Source organism: Rhodococcus sp. (in: high G+C Gram-positive bacteria), from assembly GCF_049591685.1.
Lineage (GTDB): Bacteria > Actinomycetota > Actinomycetes > Mycobacteriales > Mycobacteriaceae > Rhodococcoides.
Genome location: NZ_JBAWFH010000310.1, coordinates 1 through 10,104 on the forward strand (window position 1 = coordinate 1; position 10,104 = coordinate 10,104).

The 10,104-nt window shown below is 65.0% G+C and carries 4 protein-coding genes, 1 tRNA gene and 1 pseudogene; 4 read left to right on the forward strand and 2 right to left on the reverse strand.

The genetic code is table 11. The features are described 5' to 3' along the window. Positions 1-254 precede the first annotated feature (254 nt). From WBQ44_RS12715 to WBQ44_RS12730, 4 genes are all read left to right on the forward strand, one after another. Positions 255-337 (forward strand) — tRNA-Leu (locus WBQ44_RS12715). Between the two features lie 595 nt (positions 338-932). Next, positions 933-5,522, forward strand: coding sequence for a glutamate synthase large subunit (gene gltB, locus WBQ44_RS12720; protein WP_495567044.1), 4,590 nt, complete (start codon positions 933-935; stop codon positions 5,520-5,522). Continuing rightward, entirely contained in the window at positions 5,515-6,966 is a 1,452-nt protein-coding gene (locus tag WBQ44_RS12725) for a glutamate synthase subunit beta (protein WP_495567045.1), read from the forward strand. Before gltB ends, WBQ44_RS12725 begins: the two co-directional genes overlap by 8 nt. A gap of 207 nt (positions 6,967-7,173) precedes the next feature. Continuing rightward, positions 7,174-8,085: a cutinase family protein gene (locus WBQ44_RS12730; RefSeq protein ID WP_495567046.1), complete on the forward strand. Its 912-nt coding sequence runs from the start codon at positions 7,174-7,176 to the stop codon at positions 8,083-8,085. A gap of 11 nt (positions 8,086-8,096) precedes the next feature. Here WBQ44_RS12730 and WBQ44_RS12735 read toward each other — a convergent pair whose 3' ends face one another. Together WBQ44_RS12735 and WBQ44_RS12740 are read right to left on the reverse strand one after the other, a co-directional pair. Next, complete coding sequence (locus WBQ44_RS12735) at positions 8,097-9,620, reverse strand: MFS transporter (RefSeq protein WP_495567047.1); 1,524 nt, start codon at positions 9,618-9,620, stop codon at positions 8,097-8,099. Between the two features lie 62 nt (positions 9,621-9,682). Then, positions 9,683-10,104, reverse strand: a pseudogene (locus WBQ44_RS12740) (hypothetical protein); the annotation flags it as partial.

A 10,104-nucleotide genomic window follows, 5' to 3' on the forward strand; every position in this document is an offset into this window, starting at 1 on the left:
GGACAATGCCCATGGTGACCTCTCCTCCCGTTGTCGGTACCACGAGCGCGTGTCGCCTCGAGGTCGTCGTCCCAGCATGATATACGGTGCGCTTCGGCCCACAGGCACACTGCGGTCCCGCTGCCAAGCACTCAGCGCTGGTCGGACATTCCCCGCCACACAGGCGGTAAACGCTCGTCACGCACGTCCCGTGGGCGCTCTGCCACGCGATTTCATGCTGCGTTCGGACGCGTGTTAATGTTCACCGGTCACTCGGGCGGGTGGCGGAATGGCAGACGCGCTGGCTTCAGGTGCCAGTGTCCTTAGGGACGTGGGGGTTCAAGTCCCCCTCCGCCCACAATACTGACCGCAGCTGATCTTCTTCGCTGCGGTCAGTAGTCATTTCAGGGGTCTTTCATCCAAGAATCGGTACTTCGATTCGGGCTGGCGCGGCGCCCCTGCGGCCGGTCCCGAACCCCTGGAGATCGACGGTCGCGGCGAATTACACCGCTGTAATTCTTGGATTCCACTCGCCCGCCGGACATCTCGGCTCCAAGCCCCCGCGAACGCACATCGTCGACCTCGCGCGTGAGAAACGTGATCGAAGGCCCGATTCAGGGGGGCAACGAGGATCACATTATTTGCGGAAAAGCGCAGGTGAGAGCGTTGAATAGGGTTACCTTATTTGCGGGGTGGGCTAGGTACTGACTTATCGTTTGTGGTTGGACCGGCGTACCCATTGTCCGGATCCGCCCGTACGACACAAGATCCTTACCGAGAACGCACCCGTTCGAGGTTAGTCGAAGAGTCGAGCGGGGGTGCTGCTTCAACGGCGAACGGCACCGAAACAGCCGTCCGCGACGGCCGGTGATCCGTGCCGCGCCATCGGACGACAGGAAAGACCACACCGCCGCCGCGGTGATATCGAGGCTGGACTTATCCGAAGGCTAGGTATGAAGCACACTCCGGGCCCGCAGGGCCTTTACGACCCCCGCAACGAGCACGATTCCTGTGGTGTCGCGTTCGTGGTGGACATGCATGGTCGTCGTAGTCGAGACATCGTCGAGAAGGCCATCACTGCACTGGTCAATCTCGAACATCGGGGCGCCGCCGGCTCCGAGCCCAATACCGGCGACGGCGCCGGAATCCTCATCCAGGTACCGGACGCGTTCTTCCGGGCCGTTGTCGATTTCGAGCTGCCCGCCGCAGGCTCCTACGCAACCGGAGTCGCATTCCTTCCCCAGGGCAAGGCCGACGCAGCACGCGCATGCGAAGGCGTCGAACGCATCGTCGCAGAAGAGGGCATGAATGTCCTCGGGTGGCGTGAAGTCCCCACCGACGACGCCTCGCTCGGTGCACTCGCCCGCGACGCAATGCCCACTTTCCGTCAGCTGTTCATCTCCGCGCCCGACCTGTCGGCCACCGACATGGAACTCGAGCGCCGCGCGTTCGTCATTCGTAAGCGCGTCGAGCACGAGTTGGGTGAAGAAGGCGCAGGCAAGGACGGCCCCGGCCGCGAGACTGTGTACTTCCCGTCCCTGTCCTCGCAGACGTTCGTCTACAAGGGCATGCTGACGACCCCGCAGCTCAAGGGCTTCTACATCGACCTGCAGGACGAGCGCGTCGAAAGCGCTCTCGGACTTGTGCATTCACGCTTCTCCACCAACACGTTCCCGTCGTGGCCGCTCGCGCATCCGTTCCGCCGGGTCGCGCACAACGGCGAGATCAACACCGCCACCGGTAACGAGAACTGGATGCGCGCCCGTGAAGCGCTCATCACCTCCGACGTGTTCGGCGGATCCGAGGCGCTCGAGAAGATCTTCCCCGTCGTCACCCACGGCGCTAGCGACACGGCTCGTTTCGACGAGGTGCTCGAGCTGCTGCACCTCGGTGGACGCAGCCTCCCGCACGCCGTGCTGATGATGATTCCCGAGGCATGGGAGCGGCACGAGTCCATGGACCCCGCTCGTCGGGCGTTCTACAAGTACCACTCCTCGCTCATGGAGCCCTGGGACGGCCCGGCATCGGTGTGCTTCACCGACGGCACCGTCATCGGAGCCGTGCTCGACCGCAACGGCCTTCGCCCGAGCCGCCTCTGGGTCACCGACGACGGACTGGTCGTCATGGCATCCGAGGTCGGTGTCCTCGACATCGACCCGTCCAAGGTGATCCGCAAAGTCCGTCTGCAGCCGGGTCGCATGTTCCTCGTCGATACCGCGCAGGGACGCATCGTTTCCGACGACGAGATCAAGGACGAACTCGCCGCCGAGCACCCGTACCAGCAGTGGCTCGACGAGGGCCTCACGGAGATCGACGATCTCCCGGAGCGGCCGCACGTGCACATGCCGCACGATCGGGTGCTGATCCGTCAGCAGATCTTCGGTTACACCACCGAGGAGCTCAACGTTCTGGTCTCGCCGATGGCGAAGACCGGCGCCGAGGCGATCGGCTCGATGGGAACCGATACGCCCATCGCCGTGCTCTCGACCCGTCCGCGGATGCTGTTCGACTACTTCTCGCAGCTGTTCGCGCAGGTCACCAACCCGCCGCTCGACGCGATCCGCGAAGAGATCGTCACGAGTCTGGGCGGCACCATCGGACCCGAGGGCGACCTGCTCAACCCCGGTCCCGACGCGTGTAAGCAGATCGTCCTGCCGCAGCCGATCCTGCACAACGACGACCTCGCCAAACTCGTCCACATCAACGACGACGGCACCCAGGAAGAGTTGCGGTCGGTCGTCGTTCGCGGCCTGTACGCCGTCGCCGAAGGTGGCGAAGGTCTTCGTAAGTCGTTGGAGGCCATCCGCGCTCAGGTGTCCGCAGCCATCTCGGGCGGTGCACGGATCATCGTGCTCTCCGATCGCGAGTCGAGCGAGAAGCTCGCCCCGATCCCGTCATTGCTGCTGACCTCCGCGGTGCACCACCACCTCGTTCGCGAGAAGACCCGCACCAAGGTCGGACTCATCGTCGAGGCCGGCGACGCCCGCGAGATTCACCACATGGCTCTGCTCATCGGTTTCGGTGCCGCAGCGGTCAATCCGTACATGGCCTTCGAGTCCATCGAAGACATGATCGAGCGCGGCGCCCTCACCGACATCGCGTTCGACAAGGCCGTCGCCAACTACATCAAGGCGGCGGGCAAGGGCGTCCTCAAGGTGATGTCCAAGATGGGCATCTCGACGCTCGCCTCCTACACCGGCGCGCAACTGTTCCAGGTCATCGGCCTGTCGCAGGAACTCGTCGACGAGTACTTCACCGGCCTGGGCAGTCACCTCGGCGGCATCGACCTCGATCAGGTTGCGCAGGACGTGGCCAGCCGCCACTCCGTCGCATACCTCGACAACCGTCAGGAGCGCGCGCACCGCGAGCTCGAGACCGGTGGCGAGTACCAGTGGCGTCGCGAGGGTGAATACCACCTGTTCAACCCCGACACCGTGTTCAAGCTGCAGCACTCCACCCGCACGGGCCAGTACGACGTCTTCAAGGAATACACGAAGATGGTCGACGACCAGTCCGAGCGCCTGGCGTCGCTGCGCGGTCTGTTCCGATTCAAAACCGAAGACCGGCAGTCGATTCCGATCGACGAGGTCGAGCCCGCGTCGGAGATCGTCAAGCGGTTCTCGACGGGTGCGATGAGCTACGGATCCATCTCGGCCGAAGCGCACGAGACGCTCGCGATCGCGATGAACCGTCTCGGTGGCCGCTCGAACTCCGGTGAGGGCGGCGAGAGCGTCGACCGCTTCGAGCCCGACGCGAACGGCGATTGGCGACGCAGTGCGATCAAGCAGGTCGCGTCCGGACGCTTCGGCGTCACCTCGCACTACCTGACCAACTGCACCGACATCCAGATCAAGATGGCGCAGGGTGCCAAGCCCGGCGAAGGTGGGCAGCTCCCGGCGCACAAGGTGTACCCGTGGGTCGCCGAGGTTCGGCATTCGACGCCCGGCGTCGGCCTGATCTCGCCGCCGCCGCACCACGACATCTACTCGATCGAGGATCTGGCGCAGCTGATCCACGACCTGAAGAACGCCAACCCGCAGGCCCGCATCCACGTGAAACTGGTTTCCGAGGTTGGCGTCGGAACGGTCGCTGCCGGTGTCTCCAAGGCACACGCGGACGTCGTCCTCATCTCGGGCCACGACGGCGGAACGGGAGCGACGCCGCTCACGTCCGTCAAGCACGCGGGCGGACCCTGGGAGCTCGGTCTCGCCGAGACCCAGCAGACGCTGCTGCTCAACGGTCTTCGCGATCGCATCGTGGTTCAGGTCGACGGCCAGCTCAAGACCGGCCGCGACGTAATGGTCGCCGCTCTGCTCGGCGGTGAGGAGTTCGGTTTTGCCACCGCTCCGCTCGTCGTGTCGGGCTGCATCATGATGCGCGTCTGCCACCTCGACACCTGCCCCGTCGGTGTCGCGACGCAGAACCCGTTGCTGCGCAAGCGGTTCGCGGGCAAGCCGGAATTCGTCGAGAACTTCTTCATGTTCATCGCCGAAGAGGTCCGCGAACTCATGGCCGAGCTGGGCTTCCGCACCCTGGACGAGGCTGTCGGTCAGGTGAAGCTGCTCGACACCACCGCGGCCAAGGAAGCGTGGAAGGCGTCCAAGCTCGACCTGTCGCCGATCCTCGACGAGGTCGAGTCGGCGTTCATGAACCAGGACCTATACAACACGGGCGTCCAGGATCACGGCCTCGACAAAGCGCTCGATCAGCAGTTGATCGTACAAAGCCGCAACGCTCTGGACCGCGGCGAAAAGGTCACCTTCGAGTCGAAGATCACCAACGTCAACCGCACGGTCGGCACCATGCTCGGGCACGAGCTGACCAAGGCGTACGGCGGAGTCGGCTTGCCCGACAACACGATCGACATCACGTTCACCGGTTCGGCCGGCAACAGCTTCGGCGCGTTCGTGCCGTCGGGCATGACACTTCGGTTGCACGGTGACGCGAACGACTTCGTGGGCAAGGGGCTCTCGGGTGGACGTCTCATCCTTCGCCCGTCGCTGAACGCCCCGAAGGGATTCGTCGCCGAGGACAACATCATCGGCGGCAACGTGTTCCTCTTCGGCGCAACGCAGGGTGAAGCCCTTATCCGCGGTGTCGTCGGTGAGCGCTTCGCAGTCCGCAACTCGGGTGCCGTGGCCGTCGTCGAAGGTGTCGGCGATCACGGATGCGAGTACATGACGGGCGGCAAGGTCGTCATCCTCGGCTCGACGGGACGCAACTTCGGTGCCGGTATGTCCGGCGGCGTCGCGTTCATCTTCGATCCGGACAAGACGTTCGAAGCCAACCTCAACACCGAACTCGTCGACATCGAAGCCCTCGAGGGCGACGAGTTCACCTGGCTCAAGGACATCGTCACCCGGCATCACGACGAAACCGGATCCGATGTTGCAGAGCGGATCCTCAGCGACTGGTCACAGCAGGTGAACCACTTCGTGAAGGTCATGCCGCGCGACTACAAGAAGGTACTGCTTGCCATCTCCGAGGCCGAGAAGAACGGCGCGGACGTGGACGAGGCGATCATGGAGGCAGCTCGTGGGTGACCCACAGGGATTTTTGAAGAACACCGTCCGCGAACTCCCCAAGCGGCGACCGGTCGACCTGCGACTGATGGACTGGAAAGAGGTCTACGAAGACTTCTCGAAGGACACTCTCAAGGAGCAGGCCAGCCGATGCATGGACTGCGGTATTCCGTTCTGCCACAACGGTTGCCCGCTGGGTAACCTGATTCCCGAGTGGAACGACCTGGTCTACCGCGATCGGTGGCGCGAAAGCATCGACCGCCTGCACGCCACCAACAACTTCCCGGAGTTCACCGGGCGGCTGTGCCCGGCGCCGTGTGAGGCGTCGTGCGTCCTGGGAATCAACCAGGACCCGGTGACCATCAAGCAGGTCGAGGTCGAGATCATCGACAAGGCGTTCGAGGAAGGCTGGGTCGCACCGGTCTACCCGACGCACCTGACCGGCAAGACCGTCGCCGTCGTCGGGTCCGGTCCCGCCGGACTCGCTGCAGCGCAGCAGCTGACGCGCGCCGGCCACACCGTCACGGTGTTCGAGCGTGCCGACCGCATCGGCGGACTCCTCCGCTACGGAATCCCCGAGTTCAAGATGGAGAAGCGCCACATCGACCGCCGGCTGGCGCAGATGGAAGCCGAGGGCACGGTGTTCCGCACCGGCGTCGACGTCGGTGTCGACATCACGGCCGATGAGCTGCGCGCGCAGTTCGATTCGGTGGTTCTCTCCGGCGGCGCGACCGCATGGCGCGATCTGCCGATCGAGGGCCGTGAGCTCGAGGGCATCTACCAGGCCATGGAGTTCTTGCCGCACGCAAACCGCGTGCAGCAGGGCGACTTCGCGCAGCCCCCGGTCAGTGCCGAGGGCAAGAAGGTCGTCATCATCGGCGGCGGCGACACCGGAGCGGACTGCCTCGGTACCTCGCACCGTCAGGGCGCGGCGAGCGTTCACCAGTTCGAAATCATGGCGCGTCCGCCGGAAGAGCGTTCCGTTTCGACGCCGTGGCCGCTGTACCCGCTGATGTTCCGCGTCGCCTCTGCTCACGAAGAGGGCGGCGAGCGCGTGTTCTCGGTCAACACCGAACGTTTCGTCGGCGAGAACGGCAAGGTCACCGGACTCGAAGCGCACGAGGTCGAGTTCAAAGACGGCAAGTTCGCGAAGGTCGAGGGCAGCGAGTTCACCCTCGAGGCCGATCTCGTACTTCTCGCCATGGGCTTCGTCGGCCCCGAGAAGCCCGGTCTGATCACCGATCTCGGCGTCGACCTCACCGACCGCGGTAACGTCGCACGCTCGAACGAGTGGGCCACCAACGTCCCCGGCGTCTTCGTCGCAGGCGACATGGGCCGCGGACAGTCGCTCATCGTGTGGGCAATCGCCGAGGGTCGCTCCTGCGCGGCTGCCGTCGACACGTTCCTGCAGGGTGCAACGGCGTTGCCATCGCCGATCGTGCCCACTCAGACTCCGCAACGGTAAATTTTCTCTCTCGTCGAGAACGAGGTTGTGTACGGAAAGCACGCTTTCCCGCTACACAACCTCGTTCTCGTTTCTGAGTGCAGGCGTTACGAGGGGCGAGAAGTCACAGTTCTAGGTAACCTTTGTTTACCGTTTGGGCATCGATTCGACATCGGCAGCTGGCAGTGTCGCCGGCGAACGAAGTCGTTGTCTACGTGAGGTCGCCGCATGCGTGTGAAGAGAATCGTCGCCACTGTTGGAATTGCCGCGTCGATCGCGGCTGGAGTCGCGGCGACGACGACGGTCACTGCAGCGGCCGATCCCGCCGACTGCCCGTCGCTGTATGTCGTGGCCATCCCCGGCACCTGGGAGACCAGTTCGGGCGCGGAACCGAAGCCGGGCATGTTGACCGCGGTCACGGGCAAGCTGCAGAGCTCCGACATTCGCACCGACTACGTCTCGTACCCGGCGACGGCCTTCCCGTGGGAGGGCGGCGTCTACGGCGAATCACGCGCCATTGCAACGGCCAATGCGGGCGGGATGATCAAGGCCATGGCCGACCGTTGTGGTGCAACGAAATTCGGCATCATCGGCTACAGCCAAGGCGCGGACGCCGCGGGTGATCTTGCTGCGTCGATCGGGACCGGCCTGGGCGTCGTCCCGGCGGATCGCGTCGCCGCGGTCGGTTTGATCTCCGATCCGAAGCGCTCGGACTCCGACGCACTGGTCGGGCCGGACGTCGTCGGCACCGGTGTCGGCGGGCCACGCGTCGGTGGTTTCGGCTACGTCAGCCCGGTGGTTCGCACGTTCTGCGCCGTCGGCGATCTGTACTGCTCCACCCCGAAGGACGACTACGTCGCACGGCTTGCCGGCTTCCTGGCGGTGTCGTCGGATCCGAATCCGGTGGTGGCAGCCAAGGCTCAACAGGACGTGCAGGCGCTGATTGCGGACATCGCCGCTGCCGGTGGTCTGCCGGTGTTGCAGAATCAGCTGACGGATCAGGCGAACGAGCAGCGTCGACGCGAAATCGAGGCGTTCTACCGCTCGGGCATCCACCAGGAGTACGGCTCGTACGCCGTCGATTCGGCCGGTACCAGCGCAACCACGTGGCTCGCGAACTATCTGCGTGCGAGCATCTGAGCGGCACGCATCTAAGTTGCCGCCAGCCGTCCTCGGAGTAGCAGGTAGACGACGATCGCGGAGACGCCCATTCCGGCTGCACACCACGCTGCTGCCAGGTTGAGTCCGTCGACGAAGCTCGATGCGGCCAGTGTGCGAAGGGCTTCGTCGAGCGGGGGCGGCAACAGGTCGGCGACGGTCATTCCGCCACCGACCGTTTCCGACGCCGGGGCAGCGATCTCTGCGGGCGTGCCCGGTGGCAGTGCGTCCTCGATGCCGTTGCGGTAGACGGTGGTGCCGATGGTTCCGAGGATCGCGATGCCGACGGCCCCGCCGAGCTCGGCTCCGGTTTCCGACAGTGCCGATGCGGCACCGGCTTTTTCGGGGGCGGCTGCGGTGAGAACGATGTCGGAGTTTAGCGTCGACGCCGCTCCGACACCGAGCGTGATGAGCGACATCCCGACGATGAGCAACGGGATGCCGGAGTCCGGTCCCACGGCGTAGAGCGTCAGGGATCCGGCGGCGATGAGGACGAGTCCGCCGGCAATGATGGCACCCGTCGAGACGACTTTGCTGAGCGAGGGTGAGAGGACGGCGCCGACAGCGGCCGCGATGGCGGGCACGAGTAGCCAGAGACCGGCCGCGAGCGGGCCGAGACCGACGACGAGCTGCAGGTACTGCGAGGCGAACAGGCTGAAGCCCGTGAGCGCGAAGATGACGAGGAATTGGACGAGTACCGCAGCGCTGAAGGCGCGTTCGGCGAACAGCGTGACGTCGATCAGGGGGTCGCGAGTGCGTCGTTGCTGCAGTACGAACAAGGCGCCCAGTACGAGTCCGAGGGCTGCCGTGGAGATTGCTGCGGCGTCGAGACCTTCCTGTGCACCGTGCTTGATGGCGTAGACGATCGACAGCATTGCCGCGATGGACAGGGCGACGCCGACAGGGTCGAACTTACCGGGGTCGGGGTCCTTGAATTCGGGTACGAGCAGGGGCGCACTGATGAGCAGCAGCACCATGACGGGGATGTTGACGAGGAAGACCGAGCCCCACCAGAAGTGCTCGAGCAGGAAGCCGCCGATGACCGGACCGATCGCGCCGCCGCCGGCGAAGCCCGCGGTCCACAGGCCGATTGCTTCCTTGCGCTGACCCGGATCGTGGAACATGTTGCGGATCAACGAGAGCGTGCTCGGTGCGATGGTGGCGCCGCCGAGGCCGAGGAGTGCGCGAGCGACGAGCAACATCTCCGGGGAGGTCGAGAACGCTGCCAGTAGCGACGCGGCGCCGAACACCAGTGCGCCGATCATGAGCAACCGTCGGCGACCGATGCGATCACCGACCGATCCCATGGTGATCAGTAGGCCGGCGAGGAAGAAGCCGTACAGGTCGAGGATCCACAGCGTCTGGTTGGCGCTGGGCTCCAAGTCGGCGGTGACGGCTGGGAGCGCCAGGTACAGCACCGAGATATCCATCGACACGAGCAGGATGGGTATGACGAGGACGCCGAGGCCCAGCCAGTCCTTACGAGTCGCCTTCACGTTCACGCCGTCTGTTTCCACCGGGTAATCATGTACGAACCGGACCGCCCATGTCGCTTCGGTTCACGACAGGGCGGGCAGGGTCAGGCGTACCCGGGTGCTGCATCCGGGGTCTGCCTGGGGGCAACGCTCCGGAGGACGACACCGGAAACGATCAGCAGCACCGCCGTCAGGGCGATCGCGAGCCACCCTGTGGACGTCATGTCCGCGTAGCCGATTTCTCGGGCACCCGCCGCGGTGTAAGCCATCGGCATGAAGGCGGAGAGCTGACCCCAGATCGCGGCGCTACTGGCATACGCGGCGCCGCATACGACGACCTGTACCAGCAACAACGCGACATTCACGGCTTGCCCGACGGCCGCGCCGAGCACCCGCTGGATGGCGCCGGCGGCAGCGAGATAGGCGGCCGCGGATACAACGAGGAAGGCCCCAGCCGCGAGCAACGCGCCGATCTGGGCGTCGACGGCGGTGAACGCGAAGGCCAACGCTGCGCAGATGCCGACGG

Excerpts from the sequence above, each read along its gene's own strand:
- WBQ44_RS12730 (WP_495567046.1), top strand. The coding sequence starts at position 7,174 with ATGCGTGTGAAGAGAATCGTCGCCACTGTTGGAATTGCCGCGTCGATC.
- gltB (WP_495567044.1), top strand. The coding sequence starts at position 933 with ATGAAGCACACTCCGGGCCCGCAGGGCCTTTACGACCCCCGCAACGAG.